At 51.1% G+C, this 17,565-nt stretch carries 15 protein-coding genes; 1 reads left to right on the top strand and 14 read right to left on the bottom strand.

What is annotated here, in order from left to right; genetic code table 11:
- Positions 1-27 precede the first annotated feature (27 nt).
- Positions 28-906 (top strand): pyrroline-5-carboxylate reductase, encoded by an 879-nt coding sequence (gene proC, locus IEY53_RS09760; protein WP_189024383.1) that lies wholly within the window; start codon positions 28-30, stop codon positions 904-906.
- 229 nt (positions 907-1,135) lie between these two features.
- Here proC and IEY53_RS09765 read toward each other — a convergent pair whose 3' ends face one another.
- The 14 genes from IEY53_RS09765 to panB form a co-directional block, all read right to left on the bottom strand.
- The gene (locus tag IEY53_RS09765; RefSeq protein WP_189024385.1) at positions 1,136-1,903 is read right to left on the bottom strand and encodes a DnaD domain-containing protein; all 768 of its coding nucleotides are present in this window, start codon (positions 1,901-1,903) and stop codon (positions 1,136-1,138) included.
- 21 nt (positions 1,904-1,924) lie between these two features.
- The gene (asnS, locus tag IEY53_RS09770) at positions 1,925-3,220 is read right to left on the bottom strand and encodes an asparagine--tRNA ligase (RefSeq protein WP_189024387.1); all 1,296 of its coding nucleotides are present in this window, start codon (positions 3,218-3,220) and stop codon (positions 1,925-1,927) included.
- A 19-nt stretch (positions 3,221-3,239) separates the two neighbouring features.
- Entirely contained in the window at positions 3,240-4,448 is a 1,209-nt protein-coding gene (locus IEY53_RS09775; protein WP_189024389.1) for an acetate/propionate family kinase, read from the bottom strand.
- Complete coding sequence (locus IEY53_RS09780) at positions 4,445-5,317, bottom strand: 3-hydroxyacyl-CoA dehydrogenase family protein (protein WP_189024391.1); 873 nt, start codon at positions 5,315-5,317, stop codon at positions 4,445-4,447. Before IEY53_RS09780 ends, IEY53_RS09775 begins: the two co-directional genes overlap by 4 nt.
- A gap of 133 nt (positions 5,318-5,450) precedes the next feature.
- Positions 5,451-6,953, bottom strand: a complete 1,503-nt coding sequence (locus tag IEY53_RS09785; protein ID WP_189024393.1) for an AAA family ATPase — start codon at positions 6,951-6,953, stop codon at positions 5,451-5,453.
- Positions 6,946-7,488, bottom strand: coding sequence for a hypothetical protein (locus IEY53_RS09790; protein WP_229696072.1), 543 nt, complete (start codon positions 7,486-7,488; stop codon positions 6,946-6,948). The genes IEY53_RS09785 and IEY53_RS09790 overlap by 8 nt, the downstream gene beginning before the upstream one ends.
- A 1,133-nt stretch (positions 7,489-8,621) precedes the next feature.
- The gene (locus tag IEY53_RS09795) at positions 8,622-9,134 is read right to left on the bottom strand and encodes a cell wall elongation regulator TseB-like domain-containing protein (RefSeq protein WP_189024395.1); all 513 of its coding nucleotides are present in this window, start codon (positions 9,132-9,134) and stop codon (positions 8,622-8,624) included.
- Positions 9,135-9,190: 56 nt separating this feature from the next.
- Positions 9,191-10,492, bottom strand: coding sequence for an amidohydrolase (locus tag IEY53_RS09800; RefSeq protein WP_189024397.1), 1,302 nt, complete (start codon positions 10,490-10,492; stop codon positions 9,191-9,193).
- Entirely contained in the window at positions 10,479-11,132 is a 654-nt protein-coding gene (locus tag IEY53_RS09805) for a redox-sensing transcriptional repressor Rex (RefSeq protein WP_189024399.1), read from the bottom strand. The genes IEY53_RS09800 and IEY53_RS09805 overlap by 14 nt, the downstream gene beginning before the upstream one ends.
- Positions 11,133-11,329: 197 nt before the next feature.
- Complete coding sequence (dinG, locus tag IEY53_RS09810; protein WP_189024401.1) at positions 11,330-14,191, bottom strand: ATP-dependent DNA helicase DinG; 2,862 nt, start codon at positions 14,189-14,191, stop codon at positions 11,330-11,332.
- 116 nt (positions 14,192-14,307) lie between these two features.
- Positions 14,308-14,949: a tetratricopeptide repeat protein gene (locus IEY53_RS09815; RefSeq protein WP_189024403.1), complete on the bottom strand. Its 642-nt coding sequence runs from the start codon at positions 14,947-14,949 to the stop codon at positions 14,308-14,310.
- A 111-nt stretch (positions 14,950-15,060) separates the two neighbouring features.
- Positions 15,061-15,444 (bottom strand): aspartate 1-decarboxylase, encoded by a 384-nt coding sequence (panD, locus tag IEY53_RS09820; protein ID WP_189024405.1) that lies wholly within the window; start codon positions 15,442-15,444, stop codon positions 15,061-15,063.
- Positions 15,437-16,279, bottom strand: a complete 843-nt coding sequence (gene panC / locus IEY53_RS09825; protein ID WP_373293838.1) for a pantoate--beta-alanine ligase — start codon at positions 16,277-16,279, stop codon at positions 15,437-15,439. Before panC ends, panD begins: the two co-directional genes overlap by 8 nt.
- 44 nt (positions 16,280-16,323) lie before the next feature.
- Positions 16,324-17,196, bottom strand: a complete 873-nt coding sequence (gene panB, locus IEY53_RS09830) for a 3-methyl-2-oxobutanoate hydroxymethyltransferase (protein ID WP_189024409.1) — start codon at positions 17,194-17,196, stop codon at positions 16,324-16,326.
- Positions 17,197-17,565: the final 369 nt, after the last annotated feature.

Consider the following 17,565-nt stretch of genomic DNA (forward strand, 5'->3'; position numbering starts at 1 on the left):
TATTTAAACCACAGGGGGATTTACGCGATGTGTCAGCAACCTTCAACTCCGCTTCTTAATCATAATATTGTTTTTTACGGTGCAGGCTCGATGGCGGAAGCCATTGTCCGCGGCCTGATCAATCGGAGTGTGGTCGCAGCCGGGAATGTGATCATGCTGAACCGCAGCAGCACCGAACGCCTGGCCGAACTGCGGAGCCGCTATGGTGTGCTGGTCAGCAATGATCCTGCCCACAAAACAGAATACCTGCAAAATGCATCTGTTATTGTACTGGCGATGAAACCCAAGGACGCAACGGAGGCCTTAAAAAATCTGGGCCCTTTGCTCACTCCGAATCAACTCATCATTTCTATGATTGCAGGCTTGTCGATCCGCACCATGCAAGGCCTGCTTGGCACACGTCAGCCGATTGTCCGCTCCATGCCCAATACCTCCAGCTCAATTGGTCTCGGAGCTACTGGTCTCGCCTTCTCCAAAGAGGTGGATGAATCAAACCGCCGGCTGGGTCTCAATATCTTCGAAGCGGTCGGAATCACTACAGTTATCGATGAAGACCGGATGGATACCTTGACAGGTATTTCCGGCAGCGGTCCTGCTTATATCTACTACATGATGGAAGCGATGATCGCTGCAGGCATCCGTGGCGGGCTTCCCCTTGAGCAGAGCACCGAATTAACCGTGCAGACCGTGCTTGGAGCAGCCCGTATGGTCCAGCAGACCGGAGAAGAGCCGGCGGCGCTGCGCAAAAAAGTAACCTCGCCAAACGGCTCCACGCAAGCAGCCCTTGAAGTCCTGGAAAGAGGCGACTTTTTTGAAACAGTCATTGCCGCTGTGAACCGCTGTGCCGAACGCTCCCGCGAGATGGGCTCCATTCTGGAAAAGGAGCTTATGAAGGACACCTACTAACATTCCCTTTGGAATGAAATCCCGTTCCTTCGATTAAACAACATCTGCGCACTCCAAAGATCGCTGCTTAGCTTCCTGACCCGGGACGCGGCAGCGATCTTTTTGCATGCTTTTTTTCATATGCTGTGTACGTTCTGGAAGCATCCAAACCTACCGCAGCTCTTCACCTTGCACACCATCAAAAAAAACCGTACCGCCCGGGTACAAGACACGGGCAATACGGTTGTATTCATCTTCCGCCGTTGCGGAATTTCTGGGAATAGTTCTTTACATCCTGGGCATTCTTAACCCGATTGCGGGCCCATTCCAGCAGAATCCGGTCGATATAGCGGAAATGAAGCTTGCCCGCAAAAACCGACTCCTTCAGGGCCAGCAGAATCAGTTCCTCAGGATACCGGTCCTGATCGACCCAGCCGGAAATGTTCTCACATTCCATCGGAGATAAGGGCCGGCCAAATTCCTTCTCAAAAATACTGAACAAACTGCGGCTCTCCTCAGCCTCTACGCCAGCTCCAGGAGCGGCAGGCCTGCCGTAGCCGCCATCCGGTGCTGCTGCCCCGGAATGATGCGCTGCAGCCCGCAGATCGGGCGCAAAAGCCCCCTTATCCTGTCCCTGCGCAGACTGCTTAGCAGCTTCGGCCAGATAGCTGCCAAGCTTGCTGTACAGGCCTGAGAAATTGTAGCGCTCATAATGGATATCTCTCAGCTCATCGTTATCTCCGTCAATGCTGATAAACCCTTCCTTCATGAGCTTCTGCAATTCCCCGGCGATGACGGAGATGCTGCGGCCTGTGACCTGCTGCAGCTCCTCCATTGAAGGGAATTCAATTCCCTCCACCTGTCTGAAGGAGAGCAGATGAATCAGCAGCATCGCTTCACTGCCGCTTAAGCCCAGCTTTCTGTAATGCTTCAGCAGTGCATATGGAATGACGGCCATCCCGTTCTCCAAACCAAAGGCAACGCCTTCGGCCCAGTTAGTCCATCCTTTGCCGTCCATATTCGTCCCCCTTTGTTTCCTTTACGGGTAGAGGCGGTACAGCGTACGAGGGAATGGAATCGTCTCACGCACGTGGTCAAGGCCACAAATCCAGGCTACTGTCCGTTCCAGCCCCAGTCCAAATCCGGAGTGAGGCACTGAACCGTAAGTGCGCAGATCCATATACCACTTGTACGTATCCATCGACAGGTTATGCTCCTTAAAACGTTCTTCCATCAGCGCAGGATCATCGATCCGCTGTGAACCGCCGATGATCTCGCCATACCCCTCGGGAGCGATCATATCCGCGCATAGCACAACTTCCGGACGATTCGGATCCGGCTTCATATAAAAGGCTTTGAAGGAAGCCGGGTAATGCGTAATGAATACCGGCTTCTCATAGGCTTCAGCAATAGCCGTCTCATGCGGTGCACCAAAATCCTCACCCCAGGCGATTTCAAAACCTTTCTCATTCAGGAACTTGATCGCATCATCATAAGTGATCCGCGGGAAAGGTGCTTTTATATTCTCCAGCTTGGAGATGTCGCGGCCCACGGCTTCGAGCTCAGGCCGGCAATTCTTGACTACAGATTGCACGACATGACTGACGAAAGCTTCCTGAACCTTAAGACTCTCCTCATGATCGGTGAAGGCCATCTCCGGTTCAATCATCCAGAACTCGATCAGGTGACGGCGGGTCTTGGATTTCTCCGCACGGAAGGTTGGACCAAAGGAGTACACACGGCCTAGCGCCATTGCCGCCGCTTCCATGTACAGCTGTCCGCTTTGCGTCAAGTAGGCATCCTCTTCAAAATATTTAGTGTGAAACAGATTCGTGGTGCCTTCTGCTGACGTAGGTGTCAGAATCGGCGGGTCCACCAGTGTAAATCCGTTAGTATCAAAATATTCCTGCACCGCACGGATAATCTCTGCGCGAATCACCAGCACTGCACGTTGTTTCGCGGACCGGAGCCATAGATGGCGGTGGTCCATCAAGAAATCAACCCCGTGCTCCTTTGGAGTAATCGGGTAGTTCTCGGTAATATGCAGTACTTCAATACCGGTAACTGTCATCTCATAACCCGACGCACTGCGCGGTTCTTCACGGATCACGCCGGTAACATACAACGAGCTCTCCTGGGTGAGGCTCTTGGCAGCGTCCCATACCTCTTCAGGCACTTCCGATTTCACGACAACCCCTTGGATATAACCTGTCCCGTCGCGAAGCTGCAAGAACTGGATTTTGCCGCTGGAGCGTTTGTTGTTCACCCAACAGCCGATGACAACACTTTCTCCGACATGCTCATTCACCTGTTTAATTACACTTTTATTAGCCATCCCTACGTCTCCCCCAATTTTAGCCGTTAATTCCTTGCACAATACGATACGTATCGCGTGCGATCACAAGCTCTTCGTTTGTTGGAACCACAAGAACCTGAACCTTGGAATCGGCTGTGGAGATACGGCGAGGATCACCGGAGCGGATCTTATTGGCTTCCGCATCAAGCTCGATACCGAGATATGTCAGGTTGTTCAACACTTTCTCACGCAGCAAGGATGCGTTCTCTCCCACACCAGCCGTGAAGACAATCACATCGGCACCATTTAAGGCAGCGGCATAAGCACCAATGTATTTCCGCAAGCGGTATTCGTACATTTCAAAGGCCAGGGAGGCATTTGGCTCTCCTTTTTCGTAACCTTCAATAATCTCCCGCATGTCGCTGCTGATGCCGGAAATGGCCAGCATACCACTGTGCTTGTTCAGCATGGAGTTTACTTCACCGTGAGTCAGTTCTTCCTTGTTCATAACGTAAGGAACGATTGCCGGGTCGATATCACCGCTCCGTGTTCCCATCATCAGGCCTTCCAGCGGTGTCATCCCCATCGAAGTATCGATGGATATCCCACCCTCAATCGCGGTCAGGCTCGCCCCGTTGCCGATATGGCAAGTGATGATCTTCAGTTCTTCAAGAGGACGCCCTACAAATTCGGCAGCCGCCTTGCTCACATAATCATGGGAAGTCCCGTGGAAACCATAGCGGCGGATTTTGTACTTGCTGTACAGCACCCGTGGAATAGCATACAAATAAGCCTTCTCAGGCATCGTCTGGTGGAATGCAGTATCAAAAATAATGGTCTGAGGAACACCCGGCATATTGCTCTCAGCGGCAAGAATTCCCAGCAGGGCTGCAGGGTTATGCAGCGGCGCCAGGTCAAACAGCCGGCGGATTTCCGTTTTGGCCTCCTGGTTCACAAGAGCCGATTCCTTAAAAATCTCTCCACCGTGAACGACACGGTGTCCCACAGCATTAATCTCGTCGATGGAAGAAATTACGCCATGCACTTTGTCGGTCAGGCAAGCGAGGACCTTGCGGATCGCTGTAGTGTGCTCCAGAATTTCGCTTACTTCGGTAACTTCCTGTTTGTCGGTAGGTTTGTGCGTCAGTATGGAGGAATCCATTCCTATGCGCTCTACCAGGCCTTTAGCCAATACGGATTCGTCTGTCATGTTATACAGCTGATATTTCAGCGATGAACTGCCTGCATTAATTACTAAGATATTCATATCCGGTCACCATCCTTGTCGTACTTGAAGAAGCCTTCTCCCGATTTCATGCCCAGTTGTCCCGCACGCACCATCTTCTTGAGAATAGTCGAAGGACGGTATTTCAGTTCTCCGTATTCGCGGAACATGTTCTCGAGTGCTGCGAGGACGGAGTCCAGTCCAAAACGGTCTGCCATTTCCAGCGGTCCATTCTGGAATTGGTAGCCAATCCGCATGGCGTCATCTATGTCTTCAGGGGAAGCTACACCTTCTTGCAGAACATGCATGGCTTCGTTGATGAACAGACAAATGAGACGTGAAGTTACAAATCCGGGGGATTCGTAGATCATGACGCCTTTTTTCTCAACGATTTCGTCGACAAAGGACTTGGTATCTTCAAAGGTGCTGTCTGAGGTCTTCAGACCGCGGACAATCTCAACAAGATCCACCTTGCCTACAGGATGTATAAAATGCATGCCGATTACGCGTTCCGGGTACATCGTTGAGCTGGCAAGTTCAGTCAAGCTGAGTGTTGACGTATTGCTGGCCAGAATAATGTGGCTCGGACACACTTGATCAAGCTGGTTAAATACCTTTTGCTTGGCTTCCAAATCTTCTGTAATGGTCTCGATAACCATGTCACAGGAGCTGAGCTCCGCGAAATGAGTCACTTTTTGGATACGGCCCAGAATCAGCTTTTTTTCGGCTTGTGTAATGGCCCACTTCTCCAATTGTTTGTCGAGACTGGTCTCGATCATGGCGTAGGAGTAATCCAGTCTTTCTGCGGTTTTCTCCACCAGCATCACATCCAGGCCTTTGGCTGCCAGCATTTCAGCAATCCCTTGTCCCATTGTGCCGCCGCCAATGACACCAATTTTCTTAAAATTCATAAAAATGTCTCCATCCTTTCAGGTATCTATACCTTAGCATTGTACCTTGTCTGTCGTAAAGATTGAATAAGCCCGACATATAATGATATCTTAGCATGCCTGAAAAGTAAAAAAAAATAACCGGCATAAAGAATTATGCCGGTAAAAGGACACTGTCACGAAATTGACAACGAAATTGCTCTCCAGAGAGGACTTCTTCCTTCATTAAAATGTCAAGGGAGTAATCAAATACATTTCTTTGCTTCTCCAGCAGTTCATGTGTACGAAGCATCAACTCATCCAGAATCTTACTATTTTCCTTCATAAGCTCTTCTGTGGTTACCATTTCCAGCTTGGCAATACCGAGCGAGGTAAGTCCCGACTTCATCATGGTTTCCACAATATTCAAGGCCTGGTCAAAGTCTCCACGCGATCCGGTACTGCGTCCGCCATAAAAAATAACTTCGGCAGCCGCCCCGCCAAGAGCTATCATAATTTGCTCCTCAAGGTAGTCTTTAGTGTACAAATATTGCTCCTGCTGCGGATTATGCCGCACATAACCCAGCGCTTGTCCGCGCGGAGTTAATGTTACCTGACTGACACTTCCCGGACGCAGCAGCTCCGCCATGATCGCATGGCCCAGTTCATGGATGGCCACGCGCTTTTTCTCTTCCTGATTGGTCTCACGGTCGGTCTTCTCACCCATCATAACCTTGTCAATAGCCATCGAAAGATGCCGTTGTTCGACCTCCGTCAGATTCTCACGCATCATGTAAATAGCGCCTTCATTCATTACGCTCTCAAGCTGGGCACCGGAGAAACCGTACGCTTCTTCCGCAATCTTGTCCAAATCGACCTCTTGATGCAGCGGTTTGTTCTTGGCATGCAGGTCAAGAATCGACTTGCGGCCTTTCTTATCCGGCATGTCCACTTGAATGTGGCGGTCGAACCGTCCCGGACGCAGCAGCGCCGAATCAAGCATCTCCTTACGGTTCGTAGCAGCAATAAGCAGGATACGCGGAGTCTCATTGTTGTAGATCCCGTCCATCTCCGTGAGCAGCTGGTTCAGCGTCTGATCATACTCACGCTGTTGTCCGCCTTCGCGTTTGCCGCCAATGACATCAATTTCATCGATAAAAATAATAGCGCTTTGCTTGTTCTCTTTCTGTGCCCGGGTGCGTGCATCCTTGAACAAATCACGGACACGTCCTGCACCTACACCCACATACATTTCTACGAACTCACTGCCCGATGCGGCTACAAATACGGAGTTTGTGTAGTGAGCGGCAGCTTTAGCCATCAGAGTTTTACCGGTTCCCGGAGGGCCCGTAAGCAAAATGCCCTTGAGCGGACGAATCCCGAACTTGCTGATTTCTTCGTGCCGGATCAGGAAATCAAGTGCTTCACGCAGCTCCTGCTTGGCATTGTCCTGACCGCCTATTTCTTCAAAAGTTAGCTTGGAGGGGCCATTCTTTTTGCGTTTCTTCTCAGCACCGGCATTGACGGCCAGTCCACCGCGCAAATGTGCGATTAGCAGCAACGCTCCGATCATGCCTCCGGCAATCACTATAGGAAAAATATTGATACCGATAAAGGCCATAAATATCAGCAGCACAGGCAAAAATCCCATTAGCACTTCTTTGATCCACTTAGGCATTGTTCCATACCCCCATCGCTGCCGGCTGCCGTGGTAAAATGATAAACTTGCTGTTTTTACCATCGCTTATGGCTACATAAACATTCGTGTCGTCGATTTCCGTCGTTGCTGTAACGTTCTTGTATTTCTCATGTTGTGCTTTCAAGCCATCCAGCTTGGCCGGAATAAGTGTATATTTGCGGCTCTCCATCGCCTCAGCCACAGAGAACATCGCTTCATCCCAATATTCGTCAAGCACGGCGTTGGAATGCTGCTCCACATCCAGCTTTAATCGCCGGCCGTCAATCACGGACTTGCCTTCTGTGGATACATACTGTACCAACTGACGCAATTTTGTGCCCGGCTGTAAATCAAGTTTCAAAGTAACCTGATCGTGGTTAATAGTAATATGTGAATTATTAACTCCTTCATATTGGGACACGATCTTTTGGAGCGGCTCCTGAATGACAAACTGGCGATACAGGAACCATCCCCCGAATAAAAGGGTAGCCGACAGCAGTGACGTTAGCAGTACAGGCATAAGACGAAGTTTCAAAAAACGTCCTCCTCTCAATATATAAAAAATAAGTATAATATATTTTTTAAACTCATAGTGTGTCCAGCCTCTTCCGAGACTGACATGCTCTTAATCATGTTTAAGTACAAATAGTAGTATATCACATGTGTATATACGATTTCTAAAAAAAGTGTGAATATATTTTAAATTTTGAATACTAATTTCTGCCTTCTAGGGGCAGGCTTTTTCTTTTATCGACATTTAGCGCCCGTTTATTAAGAGTTTGCACCGTACAGCCTGTTCTTTGGAGTCCAAGGAATGGAGGCATACGACCCTGTAGAGAGTCTCGAATAGCATACTGAGAGTATATACAAATAGCTATACCCAAACTATTGATTTTACCGTTTATTCTACTGAAATCATCTTCTTCTTCGCCAGAACATTTTAATAGTTTTCAGTATAACTAAAAATAAAGGGAAATTCCAATTTGCGTCACCACTGCAATGAGTCAATGCGAACAAGTGACAGGCTAACTTTCTAAAAAATGTAAACCTTGCGGCTATTACGCCAATCGGCTTGTTCACCAAGGATACCTTACTTTTTTGTTGCTTGACTAGGATTCAAAACTTGGTACATAACTTACTTTAGCCCATCGCCAGACGCTCCACGAGAGGCATTTTTGCCTCTCCTTTCGCCTAAAACCATACCGGGCGCCCCACGAGAGGCATTTTTGCCTCTCTTTTCGCCCAAAACCACGCCGGGCACCTCACGAGAGGCATTTTTGCCTCTCTTTTCGCCCAAAACTACGCCGGGCGCTCCACGAGAGGCATTTTTGCCTCTCCTTTCGCCCAAAACCGCGCCAGGCGCTTCACGAGAGGCATTTTTGCCTCTCTTTTCGCCCACAACCGCGTCAGGCGCCCCACGAGAGGCATTTTTGCCTCTCTTTTCGCCCACAACCGCGCCGGCGCTCGACTGTCTTCGGGTTTTCACCAATAATCCAGTTCGTTTGTGGAGCGTTCACACCGAGCGCCCAAACAGTCATTTTATGGTTTATGGGACAGCCCCCACTCCGCTCGCTGCATTAAACTTAAGCCGGAAAAGTTTCCACCATCCTCAAAAACGCAAAGCAGCGATCCTCCAATAAGGAGGATCGCTTAGTTTTGACTGACTTATTAACGGATAGGCAGACTGTAGCCTTCACCAATCTGCGTGCCGTCCGAGAAGCGGTAGAATTTATAATAATAACGCTCGTCCTGCTCATAAAAAAGCTGCCATGCATATTCCCCGTTATACACCCCTGGCAGCAGCCGTTCGATGCTAATCTCCGGAAGCTCAGCCGCAATCTGGTTGCGGATTTGCTTCTCGGTGGTTCCGTTGCTTAGCTCTTCCGCATATACCGCATTGTCGCCTTCTGCAACCTTTCCGTCCTCCGTGAAACGCACCCACACCATAAGGTCGGTGCCGGCTTTGTTTTTCCCCGTCAAAACCCAATACACCGAGTCCCAGACCGATTTCTGCGCCTTCACCACTTCTGTCAGACCGGCCCGGGCAAGGGCAACCTCTTTGGCCGTGTCGCGTTCAGCCCATTGATCCTTCATAATATACACATAGAACTGGCTTAGTCCGAACAGAACGAGCAGAAGCAGTGCCGAGCCCAGCAGGACCCATTTTTTCCTTTTTTTCAACACACAGCTTCCTTTCTTGAATAATCGAAAGTTCTCTCCCCCGGCAGGCCGGATGATTAACGCTTCAGCAGCCCTTCAAAAGACTCCTGGGCCTTGCGGCGAATCTCTTCCTCATCCAGCGTCAGACACTCGCCATGCTTCACAACCTGTCTGCCGTCCACCCAGACATGCTCCACATCCTTGGCACTCGCCGAATATACCGCATGGGATAACAGGTCCGTATGCGGCAGCAGATGGGGCTGATCGATATCAATGGCGATAAAGTCAGCTTTCATTCCTGCTTCCAGCCGGCCTACGCCATCCAGAAAAATAGACTTGGCCCCGTATTCCGTGGCCATCAGCAACGCTTCCGGTGCCGGCACAGCCGTCGGATCACCCGTTATCCCTTTATGGATCAGCGCGGCAAGACGCATCTCTTCAAACATATCCAGATTGTTATTGCTGGCCGCCCCGTCGGTTCCAAGCGATACGGTTACTCCGGCCTTCAGCAGCTCCGTGACCCGTGCTATCCCGCTGGCAAGCTTGAGATTACTCCCGGGGTTATGAGATACACCGACCTTGTAGCGGGCCAGAATCTCGATCTCTTCGTCATTCAAATGAACACCATGGGCAACAAGTGAAGGACGGGTAAACATGCCCAGCTTCTCCAGATGAGCCACCGGCCGAAGTCCGTAATCAGCCGCATTTTGCTCCACTTCACGGAGGGTCTCCGACATATGGGTATGCATCGGCAAATCCAGATCATGGGCTGCCTGTACAAACTTCACCAGAAAATCAGGAGGACAGGTGTATGGGGCGTGAGGAGAAATCATCGACGTAATACGTCCATTCGCCTTGCCATGCCAATTCCGGGCAAAAGCAATCGCCTCCGCGAGCTTTTGATTCTGTACCTCTTCCGGGCATAATCCGATTACACCGCGCATCAGCACGGCCCGGATCCCCGATAATTCGGCAACCTCAGCTACCCGGTCCATATGATCATACATATCCAGGAAGGTAGTCGTGCCGCCTTTAAGCATTTCCAGAACCGATAGCGAAGCTCCCCAGTAAACATCGTCCCCCGTAAACTTCTCTTCCATCGGCCACATCTTCTCCTGCAGCCAGACCTGAAGGGTCAAATCATCCCCGTAGCCGCGCAAGAGAGACATCGCCGCATGGCCATGGGTGTTCACCAGACCGGGCATAAACATCAGACGGCTGCCGTCCACAACATGCGCGTCCTCAACCGCAAGAGGTTCCTTTTCCCCTATGTATGTGATTCGGTCATTTTCAATGGTCATATAGCCCTGGAGAACGGGCTTGTCCGCTCCCGGAACCAGAAACCGGCCGTTTTTGATAATTGTTTTATGGCTGCTCATGTACAGTTTCTTCCTTTCCGTCTTGCAAATAATAAGCCAGACTTTGCAGATCAGTCGTAAAGTCGGCGGCATGGATGCGGATGTTGGATGGCGTTTTCAAAATAACCGGCGCGAAATTCAGAATCGCTTCGATTCCGGAATCCACCAGGATATCAGCTACATTCTGGGCCTCCGTATCAGGGACTGTGATAATGCCGATACGAATACCTTGCTCGCGGATGGTGCTTCCCAGCTCTTCCATGGGCTGAACGGTCAACGAGTTGATTTTTTGTCCCACCTTGGGTGCATATGAGTCAAAGATTGCCGTAATTTTCATTGTATCCTTGAGATAGGCATTGTAGTTGGACAAGGCATGACCCAGGTTACCTGCCCCTACCAGCGCAACATTGATCTGCTGGTCCAGCTTGAGGATATGGCGGATTTTCTCAATGAGATAAGAGACATCATAACCAATACCCTTGCGCCCGAAATCGCCAAAATAGGCCAGATCCTTACGAATCTGTGCCGGGTTAAGATCCAGCTTCTGTCCCAGCTCCTGAGAAGAAACTGTCGCGATTTCACGTTTTTTGAGATCGTTCAGAAAACGCAGGTACACCGGGAGTCTGCGAACCACTGCCTCCGATATTTTATCCGATTTCATGTTTTCTCCTCCTAAAATAAATGAACTTGCCAAGATACAGCCGGGAAAAAGGTATTCCCCCCTTCTCACCGCCAGGCCCCGCGTAATTCATCGGCAGCCTGGGGTGTGAGGAAAGAGCCAGTTTTCGCTCTCACTGCTTTAATTGTGATAAACACTATTTTAACTAATCAGGCACGAAACAAACAACCGGGAAAACCCTAGGAAATGCCGCCTTCTTCTAGCCACTCGGCTATACGCGGAACCATTTGTTCCGTCAGCATATGCTCCATCTTCGGCCCGGGCAGGGAATAAAGGAAATACTTTCCGTAATAAGATTCAATGACTCTGGTATCATACACAATAACAATACCCTTATCCTGCGCCGTCCGGACGAGTCGTCCGAATCCCTGCTTGAAGCGGATCACCGCCTGCGGCACCGAAAGCTTCATAAAAGGGTTCTTCTTCTGAGCCTGCAGCAGCTCTGCCTTTGCTTCCGCAAGCGGATGATTCGGCGGCTGAAACGGCAGTCTGACGATGGCCAGGCAGGTCAGCGCCTCCCCGGGAATGTCCACCCCTTCCCAGAAGCTGCTGGTCCCAAGCAGCACGGAAGCACTGCTGTCCTGGAAACGGCGGATCAGCTTGCTGCGGCTGCCGCCCTCTACCCCTTGTCCAAGGACCGCGATTTCCTGAGAGGCCAGCGCTTCCTTCAGCGGGTCGTAGACCTGCCGCAGCATCTTATAGGAGGTGAACAGCACCAGCATCCGGCCGCGGGTCGTGATTGCGGCATCAGCCAGTGACTGCACCAGCATATTCACAAAACGGGCATCGCCTATACTGCCCTTCACACTCGGAAAATCACGGGGAATGACCAACAGGGCCTGTTCCCGGTAACGGAATGGGGAAGGCAGCAGAGCGGTCATCAGACGCCCCTGATCGGATGCTTCGCCAAGACCGAGGTTGTCGATCATGAATTGAAACGATTTATCAACCGACAGTGTAGCCGAAGTAAGGACGATGCTTTTCTTCTTGTCGAAGAACAGCTCCTTCAGCTGGGAGCTCACATCCACCGGCACAGCATACATTTGCAGCGATTTACTGCGGTAATTCCCGTTAGCCTCCAGCCAATAAACTACATTCTCGTCATTCAGCCCCATAAAAAAGCGGACTTGCTCACGAATGGCGGCCAGATCCTTAAATAACCCGCTAATATCGGTTGCGAGACTATCCGATGAGGATTGGCTCTCCTGATCACGCATTTCGCTGATCATCTTGTCCCCTTTGCGGATAATCTCGCTCAGCGCCAGGTTCATCGTATTCTCCAAAGCCGCCAATTCCTCCCAGGCCTCGGGTCTTTTACCCGGCAGCAGACGAAGCACTAATTGTCCGGCTTCGCCTGCCGATGCATCGCTGCGCTCGGGCAAAAGGCTGAACAATCTGTCGCTGAGCTGATCCCAGGTTTCTTTGACGGTAAGCAGATCCGGATAAAGCCGGTCAATCACCCCGCTCCATTCCGCAGCCTGCTCGCTGCCCCCCGACTGCAGCATCTGGCGGAGAACAGGCAGCTGTCCGTTCCGGCTGTCCTTGTACAGGCGGGAGAGCGTGTGCGATACAGTGAAATGCTTCATATGCATGCCCAGGTGTTTGCCGGCCACATCCTCCAAATGATGCGCCTCATCAATGACGAGATGCTCATAAGCAGGCAACAGCTGATGTCCGGCTTTGACATCGGCAAACAGCTTGGAGTGGTTGGTGACGACCACATCGGCAATTCCGGCCTCATGTTTGGCCCGGTGATAATAACATTTGCGGAACCATGGACAGGCGCGTCCCAGACAGGAATCGGTGTCACTTGCCACCGTCTCCCAGAAATCACCGCCGCGTCCGCCCAGATTGAGTTCTTCATCATCCCCGGATTCACTTTGCGTCAGCCAGACGATCATTTGGGCTGCCGTGAGCGTATCCTCCCTGGGGCTTGTAAAGTCCCTTTTGTTAATTTTATGTTCAAACTTGCGCAGGCATAAATAATGTCCTCTGCCTTTGAAGATCGCCGCCTTGAACGGAAACGGAACGACCTGCGTCAGCAAAGGAATGTCCCGTTCACGCAGCTGATCCTGAAGATTAATGGTATGAGTGCTGACCATAACTTTCTGGTCCGTCTTGACGCTTTGGTAAATTGCCGGGAGCAGATAACCCAGTGATTTACCAGTCCCGGTCCCTGCCTCAATTAGCAGATGTTTGTCTTCCGAAAGGGCCGTCATTACTTCCTGAATCATGATTTCCTGGGCTTCACGCGACTCATAGTGGGGCAATGCGGCCTTAAGGCGTTTCATTACCTCATCCATGTAATCGTTAAAAGACAGGGCTGCAAGCGGATTGCTTGCATTCTCTTCCCTCGGCGGAGCAAGCTCCGCCCAGTCCCCGACCGCAAGGGCAAGCTGCCGGTAGAAGGTCAGCTCTCCTTCGGGCTGGAAGGTCTCCTGTTCCCGTTCATGCAGCAGGCCGTCGAAATACCAGCCCAGATCGCTGTCTTCACCCCCGAACAGCTCGCTCAGGCGCTGAATGGTCAGCAGCGGCAGACTGTACAGCTCCTCCAGGCATTTCAGCAGCACCCTTGCGGTGGCTTCCGCATCACTGTCCGCCTGATGCGGACGGTCATGCGTAATCCCGAAATGCGTGCTGACCGCACCCAGCTGGTAGCTGGTCAAGGAAGGAAAACAAATTTTGAGAAAATCGATGGTATCAAGTATTCTTCCCTGAAACGGCAAATAGCCGCACCGGTCCAGTGCATTTTGCAAAAAATGGAAGTCGAAGGCCACATTATGGCCTACCAGCACCACATCATCCAGCAGCGGCACCAGCTCCATCATCATCTCGTCCAGCTCCGGCGCATCCTGTACATCACTGTCGGTAATACCGGTCAGGCCCGTTATAAAAGGAGGGATCGGTGTTCCGGGCTTGACATAGGAACCATATACCCGTGAGATGGACCGGTCTTCTTCTATAATGGCAAGGCCAACCTGGATAATTTCACCCACAGATTGGGTTCCCGTCGTTTCAAAATCAAGCACGGCAAATTTCATTATAAGTTCTATTCCCTTTCACTTGAGACTCTTTATCAGCATAACAGAAGTTGCGAAAAAAGGCGATGCACACTGAGTGTTCAGTGGATGCATCGCTTCAATGGAGAAACCTATAATTACAAAAGCGAAACCAGCTGATTTCCAAAATGCAGCTTTCCTTCCCTCTTGCGGCACACCTCCAGATTGACGCTTGGCTCAGGCAGAGCCGGGTCATGCTGCAGGGAGAGCCCAAACAGCTCACTGGCTTCGTGAAAGCGCGCCTGGGAAGCCCGGATGCAGCCCATGGCGTTATAAATCATCGCCTTCAGCTTGCGCTCCCGAATCAGGGACAGCATATGTCCCAAATGTCCCCAGGCTGCTTCACCGTCACCTTCCTGGAGATAAGCCATGGCCAAGTACAAGCGTGCGGCCAGACTGTTCGGATATTGCCGGATAACCAGCTTAAACTGCTCAATGCATTTGCGGTACATCAAGAGCTTGTAATACCCCTGGCCTCTGGCAAAAGAATCCATGGACAACTCCGGGGCCTCCTGCTCCTTCATCCCCCCGTCAAGCTGGGCCGCTACATCCGCACTTTCACGGAATTGGCTCAGTTTCTCCGCAAAGGACAGCCATTCATCCATGACATCGTCGCTGAGTCTGTGCAGCATATTGTACTTGCCCAAAAGCTCATTCCGGCGGGTACCTTCCGCTGTAGGGAATTCAGCAACGATTTCGCGAAGCATCTCGTTCATTTCAGCAAATAAATGTTGAAACATGGGACATCCCACCCTTACTGAAAATGAAATCAGCTTAAGCTTGCCTTACTTCATTTTTGGCAAGTCCGGGGGCTTTCATCCCTGCCATTCATTACATGGCTTAAAGGAGGATTATGCAATCGTAGCGTGAATCTCATGGTCGGCCAGCTTCATTGGCTGATTGTTCTCGTCAACAAAGACCACGGTCGGCTTATGGGACGCCAGTTCCTCGGAAGACAACATCGCATAGGATATGATAATGACCGTATCTCCAGGATGGACAAGCCGCGCTGCCGCACCGTTCAGACAAATGACGCCACTGCCGCGCGGGCCGGGGATTACATAAGTTTCCAGGCGTGAGCCGTTGTTATTGTCCACAATCTGTACCTTTTCATTCTCCAGCAGATCGGCCGCTTCCATCAGATTCTCATCAATGGTAATGCTGCCCACATAATTCAAATTGGCTTCCGTTACCGTTGCACGGTGAATCTTGGACTTCATCATATGTCTAAACAAGAACAGCAACCTCCTTTGGGATAAACACGTTATTGTCAATCAGCCGGGTTCGGCCGAACTTCACGGCCAACGCCATAATAATCTCTCCAGGCGCTTCGTTAAGACTGATGCCTTGGTCCAGCGGCTCAAGTTCCGGAAAACTGAGAATTTCCGCATAATCTATGACTGCCAGCGGAGAGGATTCAATGACGGATACCAGCAGCCCTCGAACCTCTGCAGCTGTTCGCACCTGTCCTGTCTGGATCGCCTCCCGCGCTTCGCGCAGCGAATGGGACAATACCAGGGCCTGGCTGCGTTCCTCAGCCGAGAGATAAACATTGCGCGAGCTCAGGGCAAGTCCGTCCGCTTCACGGACAATTGGACAAGCTACGATCTGCACGTTCATATTCAGGTCGGATACCATACGGCGCAGAACAGCAACCTGCTGGGCGTCCTTCAGTCCAAAAAAGGCATAATCCGGCTGCACCATATTAAACAGCTTGCTGACTACGGTGGTCACCCCGTCAAAATGCCCGGGACGGGAAGCACCGCACAGCTGAGTAGTCAGCGACGATACCGTTACCTGGGTACGGGTAGGCTGTGGATACATTTCTTCTACACTCGGGATGAACACAATATCCGCCCCCTCGCGCTCGGCGAGTTCCAAATCCCGGCGTTCATCGCGCGGATACGCTTCAAAATCCTCATTCGGCCCGAATTGCAGCGGATTGACAAATATGCTCATGACAACCGTATTACTCATTTCTGCAGCCTTGCGCAGCAGACTGGCATGCCCTTCGTGCAGAAAACCCATGGTAGGCACAAACCCGACCGGGGTATGGCCGCCTTGGCGCATATATTCCAAAGTTTCGCGCAGCTGCTCTACTGTTCTGACTACTCTCATTTGGGGTCCGCTCCTTTTCCGGCATTGCCGTATAAAGATTCCAGCACCGTCTCATCCGCATTGAAGACATGGCGTTCTTCCGGGAAGGAGCGCTGTTTCACATCCTGTACATATTGGCTGATCCCTTCGCGGATCACATTTCCAATATCGGCATAGGTTTTGACAAAACGTTTCTCGCGGTAGGACGAATCATAACGCAACAGATCATGGTAGACCAGCACCTGACCGTCCACATAACGGCCTGCCCCAATGCCTATGGTTGGAATGCTTACGGCTTCGGAGATAGCCCGCGCCACTTCCTCAGTCACCAGTTCCAGCACGATGCCGAACGCACCCGCAGCTTCCAGAGCTTTGGCTTCGTCCATTAGCCGCTGCGCATCTTTGGCATCCTTACCTTGAATGCGGTAGCCGCCGATCATGTTCACCGACTGCGGGGTCAGGCCGATATGTCCAAGAACGGGAACACCGGCAGCCACAATGGCCGCCACCGTACCGCAGATTTCCTGGCCGCCTTCCATTTTGACGGCATGGGCCAGCCCTTCCTGCATTAGACGCCGGACCCCCCGCATGCTCTCGTCGATACTTCCGTGATACGTCATAAAAGGCATATCCGCTACGATAAAGGTATGCGGCGCTCCGCGCTTGACTGTGCGGGCATGATAGACCATGTCGTCTATTGTAACCGGCAAGGTCGTCTCATTCCCCTGCACGACATTGCCGAGCGAATCGCCAACCAGAATCATGTCGATTCCCGCTTCTTCCGCCAGCTGTGCAGAAGGATAATCATAAGCGGTCAGCATGCTGATCGGCACGCCGTCCGTTTTCATTTTTTTAAATTTCACAATATTCAACGCCTGTTTGTCAGCCACTCTTCCCATCCCCTTTTCGTGAATTGAACCTGCGCGAAAATGCGCAAACAAAAAAACCTTTTAGCATAGTCCGCTAAAAAGGTCCGAAGGGCAAAAAAGAGTCACTCGCGATCGTCCCTTCTGTCTCGGTCCTTACGGCTCAGAGCAGAATCCAACGTAACCGTCAATGCAGTTATGAAGGCAATTCCCATAAAAGCTATCAAAATGACATTCAGTTAACCCGAGTGCAGTTCAACTGTCTGATACCGCCTCTGCCGATAGTATAACAAAAACACCGCAGAATTACACCCTAAAAATGTGACAAGTGATGACAAGCTCGGGAATTTTATACGAAGGGAACACTCAAAAAAACAAAAGGGATGCCGTGAG

The sequence above is a fragment of the Paenibacillus albidus genome, from assembly GCF_014644435.1.
In the GTDB taxonomy this organism is placed as follows: domain Bacteria; phylum Bacillota; class Bacilli; order Paenibacillales; family Paenibacillaceae; genus Paenibacillus_AQ; species Paenibacillus_AQ albidus.

Bases quoted from the DNA above. Each gene is read 5' to 3' on its own strand.
- proC (WP_189024383.1), top strand. From the start codon at position 28: ATGTGTCAGCAACCTTCAACTCCGCTTCTTAATCATAATATTGTTTTT.
- IEY53_RS09765 (WP_189024385.1), bottom strand. From the start codon at position 1,903: ATGGACGGCAAAGGATGGACTAACTGGGCCGAAGGCGTTGCCTTTGGT.
- asnS (WP_189024387.1), bottom strand. From the start codon at position 3,220: ATGGCTAATAAAAGTGTAATTAAACAGGTGAATGAGCATGTCGGAGAA.
- IEY53_RS09775 (WP_189024389.1), bottom strand. From the start codon at position 4,448: ATGAATATCTTAGTAATTAATGCAGGCAGTTCATCGCTGAAATATCAG.
- IEY53_RS09780 (WP_189024391.1), bottom strand. From the start codon at position 5,317: ATGAATTTTAAGAAAATTGGTGTCATTGGCGGCGGCACAATGGGACAA.
- IEY53_RS09785 (WP_189024393.1), bottom strand. From the start codon at position 6,953: ATGCCTAAGTGGATCAAAGAAGTGCTAATGGGATTTTTGCCTGTGCTG.
- IEY53_RS09800 (WP_189024397.1), bottom strand. From the start codon at position 10,492: ATGAGCAGCCATAAAACAATTATCAAAAACGGCCGGTTTCTGGTTCCG.
- IEY53_RS09805 (WP_189024399.1), bottom strand. From the start codon at position 11,132: ATGAAATCGGATAAAATATCGGAGGCAGTGGTTCGCAGACTCCCGGTG.
- dinG (WP_189024401.1), bottom strand. From the start codon at position 14,191: ATGAAATTTGCCGTGCTTGATTTTGAAACGACGGGAACCCAATCTGTG.
- IEY53_RS09815 (WP_189024403.1), bottom strand. From the start codon at position 14,949: ATGTTTCAACATTTATTTGCTGAAATGAACGAGATGCTTCGCGAAATC.
- panC (WP_373293838.1), bottom strand. From the start codon at position 16,279: ATGCGCCAAGGCGGCCATACCCCGGTCGGGTTTGTGCCTACCATGGGT.